We start from the raw sequence: 15,635 nt of genomic DNA on the forward strand, positions 1-15,635 counted from the left end.
CAAATGCGTTAACGCTGGATAATAAAACCGGATTGATATGGAAGCGATGCCCCGAAGGTCAAACTTGGAACAGCCAAGCGTGTACGGGTTCCGCGCTTGAATTTAATCGACATGAAGCCGCTGATTACGCGGCAAGGCAAAGCGGCTGGAGGATGCCCACGCTCAAAGAGCTGAGCAGCCTGTTGGATGTAACCTTGGATCGACCGTTCCTGGATGAATTTGCGTTTCCCGGTGCAAACGCTAGATTATTTTGGTCGTCTTCGCTTTCGGAACAGAATCAAGGCACTTGGAGCGTATCTTTTTTCAGCGGCGATATTCATGACTACGGCACCGACGTGCCTGGAGCAATTCGTTTGGTTCGTTGATTTCCTATCCGCATAAACCATGGCTGCCAGTTGTATCGGCCCTCTCTCTTCCCGATTGCATCACTACCAACGCAAGCAATTCGGTGTTTGCCCGCGGCTCCCGTTGCCGGACTGTCAGCCGAAGGTCGCGCCGCCATCGACCACGAGATCCTGCAAGGTGATATGCCCGGCCGCATCCGACAGCAAAAAGGCGACCGCGTCGGCAATGTCGGCCGGTTGCGCCAGCTTGCCGAGCGGAATGCCAAGCCGGTGTTGCTCCAGGCACCCGGCAATGATCCGTTCCGCGCTGCCGGCACCGCTAAGCCAGTAACGGCGCTGCATTTCAGTTTCAGTGGAGCCCGGCGAGACCAGGTTACATCGTATCCCATATTCCGCCAGTTCCAGCCCAAGACAGCGCATATAGTGGGCGGCAGCGGCCTTAGAGGCGGCATAGGCCGCCATGCCGACGCGCGGCGTCGATGCTGCGTTGGAGCCGACCGTGACGATGCCGCCGCGCCGCCGTTGCCGCATCCGCTGCGCAACCGACCGGCTCAGCGCAAACACGCCATGGGTGTTGACCGCGAAACTCTGCAGCCAATCGGCGTCGGTAAGCTCTAGCGCGCTACCGGGATACAGTACGCCAGCCACATTCACCAAATACTCTATCGCGCCGAATTCGGATTCGACCGACGCCACCGCCGCTTCGATGGCCGCCCAATCGCGCAAATCCAGTTCCAGCGGATGTAAGCCCGGCAGTAGCGCGCAGCTTGCGCGCAAGGCCACAGCGTCGAGGTCTGCGGCGGCCACCGTAAGCCCATGACCGGCCAGGGCGGCGGCAACCGCGCGGCCTATGCCCTGGGCCGCGCCGCTCACCAACGCCACGCCGGGACGCAACCCGAAGCGGGAGCCGGCGGGTGTGCTACGGCTCATTCCGCAACCTCGCTGACGGTTGAACCTTGCCCCACCACCGAAGCCGCCACTACACTGGGCCGGGAAGTGCCGGATTGGCGGCTTAGCCAAAACAACAAGCCTAAGGTCAGCAATGTCACGCCGGCGGCCAGCCAACCGACGCGCTCGAAGCGGTATAAGCCGACCGTGGCGCCGGTCGTCATCATCCCGCCACACAGAGCCGCCAAACCCGACGCGGCTTCGGTACTGGCCGTATTGATAGCCAGATAACGGCCGCGCAGCGGCGGCGGCACCCGGCTAACCAGCCAAGCGGACGCCGGAATCGCCCGCGTCGATGTCACAACCATAAACAGGGTAAACGCCAAAGCGGTGTGCGGAAGCGGCACCGGATCGAGTCCGGTCAGCCATAGATGTGGAACGATGCTGACGAGCATCAATCCCGCCAATACGCGGCCCGCGCCGTAACGGTCCGCGGCCCGGCCGACGGCTCGGGCCGCGGCAAAGGTCGCCAAACCGGCACCGAGATAGAGCACGGATAGCTCCGGCAGCGTGACGCCCAGGCTGCCGTTCAAATGCGCCCCCAGATAAGGCACGATTAAAAAACCGGCGAAGACGATACCGAAACTCAACAGCCAGCCCAGCGCCAGGCTCGGCGTAAAAAGTCCGGTATCAGCGCCGGCGGCGGCAGGCGCCGACGGCAAAGCCCGGCGCAATATCAGCCACCAACCGGAGGCCAACGCCGCCACCGCAAAGAACGGCACTCGCCAACCGCCCAGCGACGCCAGCCACAAGCCGGACGGCACCCCGATCACCGCGCAAATGCCGAATGCCGACATGACCCCGCCTATCGCTTGTCCGCGCTGCTCCGGCGCGATACGGTCGGCAATCAGCGCCATCATCGATGCGCTCAACAAGCCGGCGCAAGCGCCCGTCAGCGCTCGCGCCGCCAGCAAAACCCCGAATCCGTCCGCCAGACCGCAGGCCAAGGTCGCAACAACAAAACCGGCATACAACAGCAACACGCTACGCTTGCGATCGCCGCGATCCAGCAGCCGCCCTCCGGCCAGGCTGGCCGAAGCCGAGGCTAAAGTGTAAACACCGACCACCCAGCCGAACTGCGCCGGCCCGATATCGAAATCGCTCATCAACGCCGCACCCAGCGGCATCAGCACCATGTAGTCGAGTAACAGCGTGAACTGAAGGACCGCGAACAGCCGCACCAAGCGCCGTTCGGCATCCAACGCCGGGACTCGGATTGTAGGCTTTACCGATGCCGCCGCCCGCTGCGGCAACGGCCGTGGAACCGGTAACGGCCAATCGGCCGGCCGAACCGGCACAACGACCGGGTTGCCGTCCGGCGCCTGTAGCACATAACTGTCGATGCCGTAGAGACTTCGCATCAGGGCCCGATCCAACACATCGGATGGCGGGCCGCAGGCCGCAAGTCGGCCACTGTCCAACGCGACCAGCCAATCCGCGTGGCGCGCCGCGACCAGATCGTGCATGACCACAACGACGGTCCGGCCCGCATCCGCCAAGACTCTGAGCAGTGCGAACAATTCCAACTGGTGGCCGGGGTCGAGCATACTGCCCGGCTCGTCCAGCAATAGTACCGGCGTCGCTTGGGCCAGCAGCATTGCCATCCAGGCCCGTTGGCGTTGGCCGCCGGATAAGACATCCAGCGGCTGTCCGGCAAGCTCGGTCAAATCGGTCAAAATTAAGGCTTCGCTCACACTGTCCGCATCCTCATCCGACCATTGCCGCAACCATTTCCGGTGCGGATGCCGGCCGAGCGCTACCAATTCCTCGACCCGCAAACCGGACGGCGCTGACGGAAACTGCGGTAAAAAGCCGACGCGCCGCGCCAACTCTGACGGCGGCATCCGTGGCAACGGTTCGTCGTCCAAGTAAATATGTCCGCTGCCCGGCCGATGCAAACCGGCCAGACAGCGCAGCAGCGTACTTTTGCCGCAGCCGTTGGCGCCAACGATGGCGGTAATGCGTCCGGCCGGTATCAACAGGCTAAGGTCGCTTAGCACCGGCTTATTGCCGTAACCGGCGGACAGATTGTCGACTCGAAATTCGGCCATCATGCAGCTCCGTGCGGCTCCGGCCGCATCAACAACCAAAGTAAAAACGGTCCGCCCAACAGGCCGGCGACAACGCCCACCGGAATTTCGACCGCCGCTGCCGATATCCGCCCGAGCAAATCGGCACTCGCAACCAATGCGGCGCCGATCGCGGCCGCCGTCCAGAATAACGCTTGCCCTTCCGACGCCAAGCGCCGCGCCAAGGTCGGGGCGGCAATCGCCACGAATCCGATCGGCCCGCCGATGCTGGCGGCAACGCCGGCCAGTCCGGACGCCGCCAGCAATACCGCCAAGCGCAACCGGCCGGGACGCACGCCGAGGCTGCGCATGCTGTCGTCATGCAAACCCAACAGTGTCAGCTTCAATGCCAACGGCCAGCTTGCGGCCATCAGCATTAACAACAACGCGGCGGCAACCCCGACCTGAGGCCAACCGCGGCCGCTAAGACTGCCCACGCTGATGGCGTAGAGACCCGCGGCATGAAACGCCGGTAGCGTCGCTAATGCAAACTCGAATCCAGCCCGCAACAAACCGGCAACGCCCAAGCCCACCACCAACACCCGGTAACCGCGACTGCCGACACCGCCCGCCGCCAAGACCACCAACCCGGCCGTCAGCAGCGCTCCGGTCAATCCACACCACCAAGGCCCCAGCAAACCGGCGGGACTCAGCACCAAACTCAGCGCCAATGCCAATAGTGCGCCGTCATTCAGTCCCAGTACGTCCGGCCCCGCCAGCCGATTGCGCGCCAAGGCTTGCAACAACGCGCCGGCCGCGCCGAGACCGATGCCCACGACGAATGCCGCACACAGGCGCGGCAATCTGATTTGGGTGAGCAAAGTGGTACGCCAAACCGGTCCGTTGCCGCTCAAACCGTCCAGCAATTGCACCGGACTCAAACCCGGCTGGCCCGCTGCCAGCTCGGCGTACGCCAGCGCCAACAGCAGGAGCGGCAGACCGCTACGCGAGAACGCAATCATCGCTCCGCTCCGTGCGGGCTAAAGCCAAGGTTAGGTTCTCGATGCACGATCCAGATCAACAACGGCGCGCCGATCAGCGCCAATACCGCGCCGACCGGCGCTTCGAAAGGTGCGATAGCCAGTCGGGCGGCCAAATCGGCCGCCATCATCACGATGCTGCCCAACGGAATCGCGTAAGCAAGTTGGGCTTTCAGCGAGACGCCGGCCAGCGCTCGAGCGCAATACGGTGCGAGTAATCCCAAAAACGAAATAGGGCCCGCCAGCGCTACCGAAGTACCGCTCAACAGCGCAACGGCGCCGACGGCGCAAACCCGGACAGTCGCGGGACGATAGCCGAGCGCGCTGGCCAGTTCGTCGCCCAAGACCAGCGCCGATAGCGGCCGCACCAGAGCGACAGCCGCACATAAACCAAGGCCGATCAAAACCAATCCCGGCGCGAGCAGTCCTGCGTGCGGGTGAGCCAGCGAGCCGAGCAGCCAGAAACGGAACCGGTCCAAGTTGGCGCTACCGGCCAACGCAATCCAGGCTGTCGCACTCTGACAGGTAGCCCCAAGGGCCAATCCCGCCAACACCATGCGTAGCGGCGACATGCGGCCTCGCCCGGCGCCGGCCAAAAAGAGTACCAGCGCGCAACCGGCCAAGGCGCCGGTCAGCGCCCAGCCGATTTGATCGGCGGGTCCCGATTCTCCCAACCAAGCAATCCCGCCCGCCACGCCCAAGGCCGCGCCGCTATTCACACCCAGCAAACCGGTGTCGGCCAGCGGATTGCGGGTCGCCGCCTGCAACAACACCCCGGCCGCGCCGAGTGCCGCACCGAGCGCCACGGCCTTCAACAGCCTCGGCAGGCGCAAGTCCACCAGTACCAATTGGGCATGTGCGTCCGCCGCGCGGCCCAGCAACCAGTCGAGGCCGTCTTGCCAATTCACTTCCCCGGGGCCCAGGCTCATTGTGGCTAAGGCCAACGCCAGTGCCGCCGTCAACAGCAGAGCGTAACCGGTTCCAGCTTTGTAAACGGCCATGCTCATAAGCTGTTGCCGCGCCCGGCAAAAGCCGCTTCGATATCGTCCAGTACCGCTTGCGCCGCCACCGGCCCGCCAACGACCGTCCACAACGCCGCATCGACCTCGCGCACGCGACCCGTTTGGACGGCGCGCAGTTCGGCGAAAGCCGGCTCGTCGCGCAAGGCGGCCACGCCGCGCGGATCGGGCGAAAAGTTGCCGATGAATAGCCAATCGCCGTCGATATCCGCCAGCATTTCCCGGCTCAATGGCGGTCCATGTCCGGCGCCCGCTTGGCGTTGGGCCGGCGGTCTGGTCAAATCGAGATCGGCCAATACCCGTCCGGCAAAAGCTTCGCCGAGCATATACATTGGACCGTTAGGCGTCAGGCGAACGATGCTGACCGATTCGCCGCGGTGCCCGCTCAGCGCCGCGCGCAACTTGCCGACCCGCGCCCGGTAAGCCTGCAACAACGGCTCGCAGGCTTGTGGCCGCCCCAACGCGACGGCAATCCGCTGCAGGCTGTCTTGCCAGGGTTCGCCGGGATAAAAACTGACCACCGTCGGCGCGATCGCCGCCAATTGCTCCAGCATAGCCGGATCGCTTTGGCCGCCGGCCAGGATCAGATCCGGTTGCAGCGCGACAATCCGATCCAGCGAGGGTTGGGCAAAATCGCCGACGCTGGCTACCGCACCGGTATATTTTTCCAGATAAGCCGGCGGCCGGTCACTGCCACGGCCGTTGACGGCTCCCGCCGGAGTGACCTGGAGCGCCAACGCCGCATCCAAATCCAATTCGCTCAGTACCACAACCCGTTGCGCGGTCGCGGGCACTGCCACCTTGCGGCCGTAAGCGTCGGCGATTTCGCGCGCCGTTACCGGCGGTGCGCTGGTTTGCTGTTCCCGCCCGCAAGCCCCGAGCGCCAAAATCAACGCCAGTAAGGCGCCAGCCGCAGCGGTTTTCATCGGCACGCCTCCAGCGAGCGATGCCGCTCGTCGTGGTACTGTTCTTCGCTACGGCCCCGCCGCCAGTACGGCACGGCATACATCGCAGACAACGGCAAGCCGCGCTCCCGCAGCAGATGGGCTCTGATGGCCAACACCGCGTCGTTTTCTCCGGCTACGGTGGCAAACACATCGGCTCCGGCCGGCCACTGAGTTCGGCGGACGGCCGCCGCCAAGCCGGAAGCCGCATGCGAATGCAACCAATACAGCGTCAGCCCAGGCGGATGTTGCAAACTCAATTGGTCGGCAACATCGGCGATCTCGATCAATGCCGCACCCACGGCCGAAGCCGGCAAGGCTTCGAGTACCGCGGCGATTGCCGGTAACGCGGACAAATCGCCGGCCAACAGATGAAACTCTGCCTCCGGTCGAAATAAGCGGGGTCCGCCGACGCCGACCAAACCGACGCTGTGGCCGATTTCGGCACGGCTTGCCCAGCGCGAGCCCGGACCCGCGCCGTGAATGACGAAATCGATATCCAGCGTGCGCTGGCGCAGATCGGCGCGGCGCAGGCTATAGGTCCGCGCTATCGGGTTGTTTTCGGCGGAAGACGCCGGATCGCAGTTGGCCGATTGAGCCGAGAGCGGCGTATCGCCCGCGATAGCCGGCAGCAACAACTTGAGGTGAGCGCCCGGACCGGCGTCGGCCAAGTCTTGCGGATCCGTGGCCTGAAACCGGATGCGGCGCAGATTCCGGCTCAGACTGAAGGTATCCCGCACTGTCAGTTGCCGAAGGCGGCGATGTCGGTTGCGTTCTGAATCGGACATGGTCATGCGCGTTCTGGTGTTGTGAGTGGAGTGCGGCCACGGATTATACGGGCCGCAACCGGCCGACACGCCGCGCATCCGGCGGATTGACCGCCGCGCAAATCCTTCCGCGCGTTACGCAAAACCCGGCCGGCTCCGCAACAGTAATTCGCTGGGCGCGACGCCGAACTGGCGACGAAATGCCGTGGCAAAATTCGCGGCATTGGTATAGCCGGCGATGTGTGCTGCTTCGCCGACGCTGACCCCGTCGCGCTCCAATACGCGACGCGCTTCTTCCAGCAAGCGGCGGCGCTGGTATGCAAATACGCTGGAACCGGTGTATTGCCGAAAATAGCGTTGCAAGGTACTGGGACTCATCCCAATCCGGTCGGCCAACGCCTGCATCGACCAGCCGTCGCCTTCACCGCTATCGAGAAATGCACGGAATTCGGCCAAGCGCCGCCGCTCGCGCGGCCGCAATCCCGAAGACTCGCGGGTGTCTACGCTGGATAAGGCGGCCAGAGCCTCCGCGGCGATGTCCAGGCAACGACTCTCCAACGATAAATTCATCAGCGGTGCGGTCGACCCGCACAACTCGAACAGGCTGCCCGCCAAGGCCTGCAACCGCGCCGACAAGCGCCATTGCTGCACGGCAAGATGCGTGCCGCGTAAACGCGCCAACCCCGGATGGCCAGCCAAAACGTCTTCGTGATCCGCCAACCAGCGCTGGCCCAATGCCAGACTCACCACCCGCCTGCGCGCGCCCGGCCGCAATCGCCGAATAAATTGTTCCCGCCGTGTCAAGCCGAGGATCAAACCTTCCCGGCCGCCGCTTCCGCCACGGCCGCCCAACTGAAAGCGCCGACCGCCGTAAGAGACATCGGCCTCGCCGTACAACGGCAGTACCAACAACAAGCCCGGCTGCAACACGTCGTTGACTTCCAAATCCAGTTCGTCCCTGACATCGGCGGCATACAGCGACAAGTCCGGCCGCAATTGCAATTCCCGAAACCGGCCGCTGATCACCGGCGGACCGCCGGTAACCGCGCCGCCCGGCTCGGCCAAACCCGGCCTGGTCAAGTCGGAACAGTCGATTTTGGGCGAAACGATGGGCTGAGTTCGATTCATAGGCATTTTCCAATTAATTCCATGCAAACCCCGGCTGAGGCGGCGTCTGCGCGGCCCGCAAAGCAATCTGCTTCCGCCGCAAACGCGCAAACCGGCTTTGGACCGGATAATAGCAAACACCAAACGTTAATGTAAATCATTCTTATTTACGGCGAACCATGAAAACTCACCCATTTTTTTGCGCTAGAAATCCCCTCCAGTTAACCGCACTTGCATTGATTGCGGCGCACCAGCCGCAGGCGAACGCAGCCGAAGCGGACTCCGATCGATCAATAGTGATGGAAACCGTCAAAGTCACGGAGAAGCGAGCCAAATCGAACCCGGCGACCGAGCAGGTCGAAGACACGCCGTCGACATCGATCAAAGACGTCTTCGAGAAAAACATTTCAGTCGGCGTTGGCGGCCCCACCCAAAGCGCGCAAAAGGTTTACGTTAATGGGATCGAGGAAACCAACCTCAACGTGCAGATTGACGGTGCCAGACAATCCAATAATCTTTGGCACCACAACGCCAACCTGCTGCTCGATCCCGGCATGTTAAAGGCCGTGACTGTAGACGCCGGTGTCGCCGCAGCCGACGCCGGTCCGGGGGCGCTGGGCGGTTCGTTGCGGTACGAGACCAAGGACGTCGACGACCTGTTGACCACCGGCAGAGATTACGGCGCTTTTCTTGGCGGCGGCTTCGCCAGTAATTTGGATACCTTTACCAAATCCGGCGCGGCCTACGGGCGCAGCCAAGGCGTCGAAGCCTTGGGTTATGCCTCCCATGCCGAAGGCGGCAATTACGACGCCGGCAATGGCGACCCGGTGCAAGGCACCGGCACCAATCTGCTCAGCGCCTTGGGTAAAGTCGCTTATACCGCGGCTGGCGGCCACCGCTTCGAAGCGTCGGCCCAACATCTGGCCGACGACGAGATTAGACCGTTCCGGGCCAATTTCGCCGCCGTGCGCGGACGTACCTTATTGTCGGAAAACATCTTCAAACGCAGCACCGCCAATTTCAAATACAGCAACCGTCAACCCGGCAAATTCTACGATCCGGAAATCCGTTTCTATTACAACGATACCGCCCTGTCGCGTCCCAACGCCAACGGCGGATTCCGGCCCGGATATTTCGACTCCGCCATCGAGAGCTTCGGCGCCACCGCCCAAAATCGATTCGCTACCCCACTCGGCGAAATCACCGCCGGCATGGACTTTTACAACGACCACGCTCAAACCGATAACTTCCGGGACGCCCTGTTTACCGAAACGGCCCGCAATCTGGGTGGATTTGCCCAACTGCGCAGCCAGCCGCTGGACTGGCTCAAACTATCCAGCGGTCTGCGTATCGATTCGCAGGAATTCGATTCGGTCGACCACAAACACTTTGAAAGTACCGGCGCCAGCCCCAATGTCGCGCTCGGTATCACTCCGCTGCCAGATCTGACCTTCAGCGGCAGTTATTCCTACGTCTTCGGCGGCATCCAGCTCGCGGAAGCGGCGATATTTCACACGATGCCCTACGCAAACTATTCCGACGACGTTGCCGCGCAACGCTCCACCAACGCCAAAGCCGGAGTGAGTTACGTCGTTGCCGGGATTAAGTTGGACGGCGAAGTGTTTTCAACCCGTATCCAAAATACGCCAGCCTATCTCGAAGGCGAAGACAGTTTCACGCGGATCAACGGCCCGGCGGTGAAAACCGAAGGTTTTAACCTGGGTGCCGGTTACCAACTGGCGAATGCGGAATTCGGGGCGCATTACACCAATACCGAAGTCAGCTACGACCATTCGCAGCTCGGCACGCTGGCCTTCTACCTGGGTTCGCCGGTCGGCGAGATCGTCAAGCTGCATGCCGCCTATGCTTGGCCCGAATTGGGGGTAAAAGCCGGTGTCAGCTCGGAAATCGCCTTGAGATACCGCTACGCGCCGGAATCTGGCAACCGAGACTTGGAGGGCTACCACGTCTATAACCTATTCGCCCAATGGCAACCCCGGTTTTACCGGGGCCTGACGCTGCGCGCCGAGGCCAACAACCTGACCGATGAAGAATATGTCGACCGTTACACCGCCGGCAGTGCCGTCGGCTTTATCACCCCGCTGCAAAACCCCGGCCGTAGCGCCGTCATTTCCGCCCGCCTGGAGTTTTGACCGCCATGTTTACCGAAACGCAGCCCCCCACTCCGACTTCCGACGCCGAGCTGACCGGTGGTAGCGTAAAGCCGGACGCCGGCGCTCTGCTAGGCCGCTACGGCACCGGATCCAGTTTTTTCATGGCCACGCCGGAACTGACACTGCATGGCATTGGTATCCGCGATCGCTTGCATACCGCAGCCGAAGAGTCTCTCGAAGCCGCCTTGCAACGCCTGTTTGCCCTCAACCGGGAGCGCGGCGATGCCTCAACCATTGCCGTCGGCGCTCTGCCGTTCGTCGCGGATGCGCCGGCGGTGTTGTTCATTCCGGAGCATCTGGAGCTGGCCGGCCGTCTGGAGCGGCGTGGCGCGCCACTCGCGGGGCCGGCGGTGAATGGTTCGGCGACCCAAGAACGCCCGTCCCGCGAACTCTACGCACAACGGGTGGCGCAAGCACTCACGATGATGCGGCAATCCGGACTCAAAAAAGTGGTCCTGTCGCGGATGCTGGAAGTCGTCGGCGAACACGACATCGACCAAGCCAGGCTGTTGCGCAATCTGGCCGCCAATAACCTATCCGGTTACACCTTCGCGGTGAATCTGCAGTCGGAGACCCGCAACATCCGCCGCCTGATCGGCGCCAGTCCGGAGTTATTGCTGCGCCGCCGCGGCATCAATCTGGAGGCCAATCCGATTGCCGGTACCGCACCGCGCAGCAGCGATCCCGGCGAGGATTTGAGCCGTTCCCGCAAATTGTTGCACTCGGCCAAGGATCGCCACGAACATGCGTTGGTAGTCGAAGCGGTCGCCGACGCTCTCGGTCCTTTTTGCTCCGCTCTCGAAGTACCGCCGGTTCCGGAGTTGATTGCAACCGCCCGGGTTTGGCACCTTTCGACGCGGATTCGCGGGATACTGCGCGACCGCGATTCGAATTCGCTGACCCTGGCGCGCGCGCTGCACCCGACACCGGCCGTTTGCGGCGAGCCGCGCGAGCTGGCCCGTCAGGCAATAGCCCATTTGGAATGTTTCGACCGCGGCCTGTTTACCGGCTTGGTGGGTTGGTGCGCCGCTAACGGCGACGGCGAATGGGCGGTAACGATCCGCTGCGCGGAAATCGAAGCCAACCGCGCCAATCTCTATGCCGGCGCCGGCATCGTTGCCGATTCACAACCCTGGCAGGAAGTCGACGAAACCTCGGCGAAGTTCCGGACTTTGCTCGACGCTTTACATGGGAGCCGCAGATGACCGACGCCGACTTCGTGCCTTGGCCGGACCGGCTCGCCGCCCGTTACCGCGCGCGCGGCTGGTGGCGCGGCCAGACCTTGGGGGCCTTCCTGCGGGAGTTGGCACAGCGCCACGGCGACCGCACCGCGCTGGTCTGCGGCAGCCGCCGCTGGTCCTATCGCGACTTAGACGAAGCAGCGGACCGGCTGGCCGCCGGTTTTGTCCGGTCAGGCCTGCGCGCCGGCGAACGCCTGGTGGTGCAACTACCCAATATCGCCGAATTTTTCACGGTCTGCTTCGCCTGTTTCCGGATGGGCCTGATTCCGGTGATGGCATTGCCCGGCCACCGCCGCGCCGAAATCGGCGCATTTTGCCGGGACGCGGAGGCCGCCGCCTATGTGATTCCGGACCGCCACGACGGTTTCGATTACCGGGTCCTGGCGCGGGAAATTTTGGCTGTGGCGCCCAGCTTGCGCCAAGTCATCGTCGTGGGCGCAGCCGCGGAATTCACACCGCTGGACGCGCTGGACGCCGAGCCGCGGACGCTGGCGGCACCGGTAGCCGGCGACATTGCCCTGCTGCAACTGTCCGGGGGCAGTACCGGCACCCCGAAACTGATTCCGCGCACCCACGACGATTATCTCTATAGCGTGCGCGCCAGCGTCGAAATCTGCGACTTTACTGCCGATACGGTTTATCTGGCCGCATTGCCGGTAGCCCACAATTTCCCGTTGAGCTCGCCCGGCACCTTGGGCACTTTGCAGAGCGGCGGCCGTATCGTCCTGCTGCGCCGGCCGGAGCCGGAAGCCGCTTGCGCCGCCATTGCCGCCGAGGCAGTCAGCCACGTGGCCTTGGTACCGTCTTTGCTGCTGGCCTGGCTGGACTATGTCGAACGCACCCGCCCAGTCCTGATCAGCCTGCGTCTGCTGCAGGTCGGCGGCGCCAGCCTGGCCCCCGAACTGGCAGCCAGAGTCGAACCGGTATTCGGGTGCCGGTTGCAACAGGTATTCGGCATGGCCGAGGGCCTGGTCAATTACACCCGGCTGACCGATCCGGCATCGGTCGTGCTGGAGAGCCAGGGCCGGCCGATCTCGCCGGACGACGAAATCCGCATCGTCGACGATGCCGACCGCGACGTGGCGGAAGGCGCCACCGGACACCTGCTGACCCGCGGCCCTTACACCATTCGCGGCTATTGGCGCGCCGAGGCATACAACCGCACCGCATTCAGCGCCGACGGCTTTTTCCGAACCGGCGACTTGGTGCGACGCCGGCCGGACGGGAATCTGCAGGTCATGGGCCGCGCCAAGGATCAGATCAACCGCGGCGGCGAAAAAATCGCCGCCGCGGAAATCGAAAGCTATCTGCTCAGCCATCCCAGGGTGCGCAATGCTGCGCTGGTGGCGGTACCCGATGCCCGGCTCGGCGAGCGCAGTTGCGCCTTCATCGAATTGGCCGACGCTAACGCGACCGAGGATCTGGGTCAACTCGCGCTAACGCTGAAACTGCATTTGCGCGACCGCTGCGGAGTCGCCAACCACAAAATCCCGGACCGCATCGAATTTCTCGACCGATTTCCGCTGACGGCGCCCGGCAAAATCGCCAAACCGCAACTGCGGGAACTCGCCATCAAACAGACCCGGAGCCCGATATGAGCATACCCAATATCCCAAGTTACGAAATGCCGACCGAACTGCCTGCCGCCAAGGTGCAATGGCGCTTGGACCCAAGCCGAGCTGTCCTGCTGGTACACGATATGCAGCAGTACTTTCTCGACTTCTATGATCCGTCCCTAGCGCCGATCCCTACCCTTATGGAGAACTGCATCCGGCTGATCGCCGCCTGCCGCGGCCATGGCGTCCCGATCCTGTACACCGCGCAGCGCGGCGGCCAATCGGCGGCCGACCGCGCGCTTCTCACCGATTTTTGGGGCCCTGGTCTGCCCGCGCAAGCGGCATTGGAGCGCATAGCCGAAGCGATTGCCCCCGAAACGGGCGACGAGGTCCTACCGAAATCGCGCTATAGCGCCTTCAAGCGCAGCGATCTGGAACAGCGTCTGCGCGCCATGGCGCGGGACCAACTGGTAATCTGCGGCATATATGCCCACATCGGTTGCCTGATGACGGCGGCGGAAGCCTTCATGCTGGATATTCAGCCGTTTCTGGCCGGCGACGCCCTGGCCGACTTTTCCAGGGAGGAGCACGGTGCCGCGTTGCGCTATGCCGCCGGCCGTTGTGCCAGCGTCCTCAGCAGCCAGGACATCGTGGCGGCCTTGACTTCGCCGTATCCGAGCCTGCGGACCTTGCGCCACGAGGTGGCGGCGGCGATTGCAATCGAACCGGACCGGCTCGGCGATCACGACGACCTGCTGTTGATGGGCCTGGATTCGATTGCTTTGATGACCTTGCTGCAAGGTTGGCGACAACGCGGCTTTCAAGCCGATTTCGGCGATCTGGCGCCGACGCCGACGCTGGCGGCCTGGCACGGTTTATGGCAGGGTGGCTCGGCCATTGCGGCGGCCGGCTCATGAAACCCGACAGTCCCGAATTGGCTTTGACCCAGGCCCAAGCCGGCGTATTGCTGGGCCAGCACCTCGCCGGCAATGCCGAAGTGTTTTATGCCGCCGAATACACCGAATTGCGCGGCCCGCTGGACCCCATGCTGTTCATGGAAGCGCTGCATGCGACGTTGGCCGAAGCCGATTCGCTGCGGATCCGTTTGATCGACACCGACGACGGCCCGCGGCAATTGCCCATCATCGCCCCGGTACCGATTCCGCTGCTGGTCGCGGCGGAAGATCTGGACGAAACCGAGTTCCTGGCCGAACTGTCGCGCCAATCCCGCCAAGCCTTCGCCTCGGAAGACGGTTTTCTCTACGAACACCGGCTCTACCGGCGGGCAGCGGAGCGCTACGTCTGGCTGCATCGAGCCCATCATCTACTGTTGGACGGCTACGGTTTTCAATTGATCGCCCGCCGGACCGCGGCCCACTACGCGGAACTGGTTGCCGGCAACGGTCCGGTTCGTGCCGAATTCGGCAATCTGGCGGCGGTAGTCGCCGCCGACCTCGCCTATCAGAATTCCGCGGCACGGCAGGTCGACCGGCAGTATTGGCTGGATACGCTGGCGGGATTGGCGCCCAAATCGCTGTGTCGGAACCCGATACGCGGCATCGGCCGCGGCCGCCGCGTCGGCGGCGTACTGCCGGATACGGTGGTCACCCGTCTCAAGACCCGAGCCGTGGAGTTGGATTTGAGCTGGCCGGAATTGCTGATTGTCGGATTTGCCGGTTATCTGGCCCGATTTGGGCACGGCAACGACGCGGTCCTCGGCCTGACCACGATGCTGCGCTCGTCCGGAGCGGCGGCTCGCACGCCTTGTACGGCGATGAACGTGATGCCATTGCCGTTCACGCACGACTGGGATCGGCCGTTGGCCGAGATTGGATCAAAATTGCGCCAAGACTTGGCCCGGCACCGGCCGCACCAGCGCTATCGTTTCGAGCATTTGGAGTTCGACCTGGAACAAGCCGGTTATCCCCCGGGCTTACTCGGCACCGAAATCAACATTATGCCGTTCCAGGCGCCGACCCGCTTCGGCCCGTGCGAAGCCATGACCCGCACGTTGGCGGCTGGCCCGGTAGAGGATTTGGCGGCAGTGTTCATGGCGCGCGGCGATGCCATCGTCCTGGATCTCGACGGCCGTATCGAAAATTACGACGAACCGGCTTTGCGGGACCATTGGCAACATATCGTCGGCTTTTTGGCTCGAACTCTGGCGTAACCAGCCGAGTAAACCCGCTATCTTTCTCACCTCCACCGCTTCGGCCGCGCGCGACAACCTCGGCCGGTCCATCATCCTAAGCCGCCGTCTCCGCATTCCGCCGCGAAGACGGCTTCAGTGCCAATAACCGCGGGCTTGTTCTGGGCACAGGCCAAGCCTGCGTCAGTGCCAGCTTCAGCATCGACATTTTGCCGACCATGATGTCCACCTTCAACGCGGGCCCGGTTATCCAACCCGCGCCTAATATTTCATCCGACCTTCACACATTGTCGAAAGGTACCGTCTCGATCCTGGCCGGTAGAGATATTACGTTTAA

The 15,635-nt window shown here is 63.2% G+C and carries 13 protein-coding genes; 6 read left to right on the top strand and 7 right to left on the bottom strand.

Features of this window, described 5'->3' with window-relative positions; all coding sequences use genetic code 11:
* Positions 1–365, top strand: a 365-nt coding sequence (locus AC3B8H_RS10800; protein ID WP_488441590.1) for an Lcl C-terminal domain-containing protein, incomplete at its 5' end; no start/stop codon positions are given.
* A 114-nt stretch (positions 366–479) separates the two neighbouring features.
* Here AC3B8H_RS10800 and AC3B8H_RS10805 read toward each other — a convergent pair.
* The 7 genes from AC3B8H_RS10805 to AC3B8H_RS10835 form a co-directional block, all read right to left on the bottom strand.
* Positions 480–1,274, bottom strand: coding sequence for a 2,3-dihydro-2,3-dihydroxybenzoate dehydrogenase (locus AC3B8H_RS10805; protein WP_488441591.1), 795 nt, complete (start codon positions 1,272–1,274; stop codon positions 480–482).
* Positions 1,271–3,343 carry an MFS transporter gene (locus AC3B8H_RS10810; protein ID WP_488441592.1) on the bottom strand — a complete coding sequence of 691 codons (2,073 nt, stop codon included), beginning with the start codon at positions 3,341–3,343 and terminating at the stop codon, positions 1,271–1,273. The genes AC3B8H_RS10805 and AC3B8H_RS10810 overlap by 4 nt, the downstream gene beginning before the upstream one ends.
* Entirely contained in the window at positions 3,343–4,323 is a 981-nt protein-coding gene (locus AC3B8H_RS10815) for an iron chelate uptake ABC transporter family permease subunit (RefSeq protein ID WP_488441593.1), read from the bottom strand. The genes AC3B8H_RS10810 and AC3B8H_RS10815 overlap by 1 nt, the downstream gene beginning before the upstream one ends.
* Positions 4,320–5,348, bottom strand: a complete 1,029-nt coding sequence (locus tag AC3B8H_RS10820) for a FecCD family ABC transporter permease (RefSeq protein ID WP_278211217.1) — start codon at positions 5,346–5,348, stop codon at positions 4,320–4,322. The genes AC3B8H_RS10815 and AC3B8H_RS10820 overlap by 4 nt, the downstream gene beginning before the upstream one ends.
* On the bottom strand, positions 5,345–6,286 hold the full coding sequence (locus AC3B8H_RS10825; RefSeq protein ID WP_488441594.1) for an ABC transporter substrate-binding protein: 942 nt from the start codon (positions 6,284–6,286) through the stop codon (positions 5,345–5,347). The genes AC3B8H_RS10820 and AC3B8H_RS10825 overlap by 4 nt, the downstream gene beginning before the upstream one ends.
* Positions 6,283–7,092, bottom strand: coding sequence for a siderophore-interacting protein (locus AC3B8H_RS10830; protein WP_488441595.1), 810 nt, complete (start codon positions 7,090–7,092; stop codon positions 6,283–6,285). Before AC3B8H_RS10830 ends, AC3B8H_RS10825 begins: the two co-directional genes overlap by 4 nt.
* A gap of 114 nt (positions 7,093–7,206) precedes the next feature.
* A complete protein-coding gene (locus AC3B8H_RS10835) occupies positions 7,207–8,199 on the bottom strand; it encodes a helix-turn-helix transcriptional regulator (protein WP_488441596.1) in 993 nt (330 codons plus the stop codon).
* A 278-nt stretch (positions 8,200–8,477) separates the two neighbouring features.
* On the opposite strand from AC3B8H_RS10835, the gene AC3B8H_RS10840 reads away from it, so the two are divergent.
* Genes AC3B8H_RS10840 through AC3B8H_RS10860 form a run of 5 tightly spaced genes read left to right on the top strand, consistent with a single transcriptional unit; the run spans position 8,478 to position 15,319 of the window.
* A complete protein-coding gene (locus tag AC3B8H_RS10840) occupies positions 8,478–10,331 on the top strand; it encodes a TonB-dependent receptor plug domain-containing protein (protein WP_488441597.1) in 1,854 nt (617 codons plus the stop codon).
* Between the two features lie 5 nt (positions 10,332–10,336).
* Positions 10,337–11,557, top strand: coding sequence for an isochorismate synthase (locus AC3B8H_RS10845; RefSeq protein WP_488441598.1), 1,221 nt, complete (start codon positions 10,337–10,339; stop codon positions 11,555–11,557).
* A complete protein-coding gene (locus tag AC3B8H_RS10850) occupies positions 11,554–13,191 on the top strand; it encodes a (2,3-dihydroxybenzoyl)adenylate synthase (protein WP_488441599.1) in 1,638 nt (545 codons plus the stop codon). The genes AC3B8H_RS10845 and AC3B8H_RS10850 overlap by 4 nt, the downstream gene beginning before the upstream one ends.
* Positions 13,188–14,066, top strand: coding sequence for an isochorismatase family protein (locus AC3B8H_RS10855; protein WP_488441600.1), 879 nt, complete (start codon positions 13,188–13,190; stop codon positions 14,064–14,066). Before AC3B8H_RS10850 ends, AC3B8H_RS10855 begins: the two co-directional genes overlap by 4 nt.
* Complete coding sequence (locus AC3B8H_RS10860) at positions 14,063–15,319, top strand: condensation domain-containing protein (protein WP_488441601.1); 1,257 nt, start codon at positions 14,063–14,065, stop codon at positions 15,317–15,319. Before AC3B8H_RS10855 ends, AC3B8H_RS10860 begins: the two co-directional genes overlap by 4 nt.
* Positions 15,320–15,635: the final 316 nt, after the last annotated feature.

This window comes from Methylomonas sp. BG-2 (genome assembly GCF_057766305.1).